This window comes from Rhodococcus sp. NPDC019647 (assembly GCF_044389235.1).
Classification (GTDB): domain Bacteria; phylum Actinomycetota; class Actinomycetes; order Mycobacteriales; family Mycobacteriaceae; genus Rhodococcus_F; species Rhodococcus_F oxybenzonivorans.
The window spans coordinates 1-2,002 of the sequence record NZ_JBIRXS010000073.1; the positions used below are offsets into that span (position 1 = coordinate 1).

Annotated in this window: 1 protein-coding gene; it reads left to right on the plus strand. The window is 64.9% G+C overall.

Going from position 1 to position 2,002, the window contains the following annotated elements; translation table 11 throughout:
• Positions 1–19: 19 nt before the first annotated feature.
• Positions 20–1,999 (plus strand): NAD(P)/FAD-dependent oxidoreductase, encoded by a 1,980-nt coding sequence (locus ACH49N_RS38885; RefSeq protein WP_358278825.1) that lies wholly within the window; start codon positions 20–22, stop codon positions 1,997–1,999.
• Positions 2,000–2,002: the final 3 nt, after the last annotated feature.

Consider the following 2,002-nt stretch of genomic DNA (forward strand, 5'->3'; position numbering starts at 1 on the left):
GAAGTAGAAAGTGGTGCAGATGCTGGGCGAAACGAACGAGACCTTCTTCGCGGAACAGTCGGATGCGACGGACTTGCCGGAGTCGGCGGATGTGGCGGGCTTCGAGGCGCAGCTGTCGCAGGCGCTGGCGGTGGCGAATGTGCCCACGCTGCTTCTGTTGCTGGTGCAGCTGACCGGTGACCTGCACTGGTTGGAGGACCCCTACCTGCCCGAACGCAGCCGCGGTGTGGACGACAACGACACCGGCGGCCTGCCCGAGCACGTGCAGGACGAGATCCGGGCCGGCGCCCGCGAGGCGATTCTGGCATGGCGCCGCGGCAAGCCGGTGGCCGTGCCCGAGCCCTCCCCGGAGTTGCTGGTGCAGATGATGACGGTGTCGGAGGGGTCGCCGATCCCGCCGGAGTACGCCGAGCTGATGCTGGCCCGGCTGGGGTCGTTCGCCGACTCCCGCACCCCGTCGTTGCATGAGGCTGTCCCCGAGGGATTCCACGCACTGATCGTCGGCGCCGGCATGTCCGGGATCTGCGCCGCCGTCAAGTTCAAGCAGGCCGGTGTCCCGTTTACCATCGTCGACAAGCAGGACGACTCTTCCGGCGTGTGGCATTCGCACCACTACCCCGGCTGCGGGGTCGACACCCCCGCGCACCTGTACTCCTACACCTTCACCAGCTACGACTGGTCCCGGTACTTCCCGCCGCAGCACGAGATCGAGTCGTACTTCCGTCAGGTCGCCATCGAGCACGGCGTCTACGACGACATCCGGTTCGGTACCGAGGTGATCTCCGCCCGCTACGACGAGACCAGCCACACCTGGATCTCCCAACTGCGCGGCCCCGACGGAGTCGTCGAGACGGTGACCACCAACGTCCTCGTCAGCGCGGTCGGGGTGTTCAACGAACCCATCCGCCCCGACATCACCGGCCTCGACGACTTCGACGGCCCGGTCGTGCACACCGCGCACTGGCCGGCCGAGCTGAACCTGGCCGGCAAACGCGTCGCCGTGATCGGCACCGGTGCCAGCGCCATGCAGCTCGTCCCGGCGGTCGCCGACGAGGTCGAGTCGTTGACGATCTTCCAACGCTCACGGCAATGGGCGGCACCGTTCCCCAAATTCCACAAACCGGTCCCCGACGCGATCCGATTCCTCCTCCGCGAGGTCCCGCTCTACCAGTACTGGTACCGGCTGCGGCTCAGCTGGATCTTCGACAGCAAGATCTACCCCTCGCTGCACAAAGACCCGAACTGGACCGACCCCCAGCACTCGATCAACGCCATCAACGCCGGCCACCGCCGCTACTTCACCCGCTACATCCACGAACAGCTCGGCGACCGCCAGGACCTGGCACCGAAGGTGATTCCCGAATATCCGGTCTACGGCAAACGCATGCTGCTCGACAACGGCTGGTTCCGCACCCTCACCCGACCCCACGTCGAACTGGTCGACAACGCCGAAGACGGCATCGACCACATCACCGGCAACACCATCCACACCCGCAACGGCGCCAGCTACGACGTCGACGTCATCGTCCTCGCCACCGGCTACAAAGTCGCCCGCATGCTCTCCACCCTGCCCATCGAAGGACGCGACGGCCTGAGCATCCGCCAAGCCTGGAACGACGACGACCCCCGCGCCTACCTCGGCACCGTCGCCCCCGACTTCCCCAACCTCTTCCTCCTCTACGGCCCCAACACCCAACTCGGCCACGGCGGCAGCTTCATCTTCGTCATGGAATGCCAAATCAACTACGTCCTCGACGCACTCGACAAGATGTTCACCCACAACATCACCGAACTCGAATGCCGCCGCGACGTCCACGACACCTATAACGACACCATCCAAGAACGCCACCAGAACATGATCTGGACCCACCCCGGCATGACCACCTACGTCCGCAACCACCACGGACGAGTCGTCGGCAACAACCCCTGGACACTCCTCGACTTCTGGAAACTCCTCAAACACACCAACCTCGACGACTACACCACCACCAGTCGATAACAA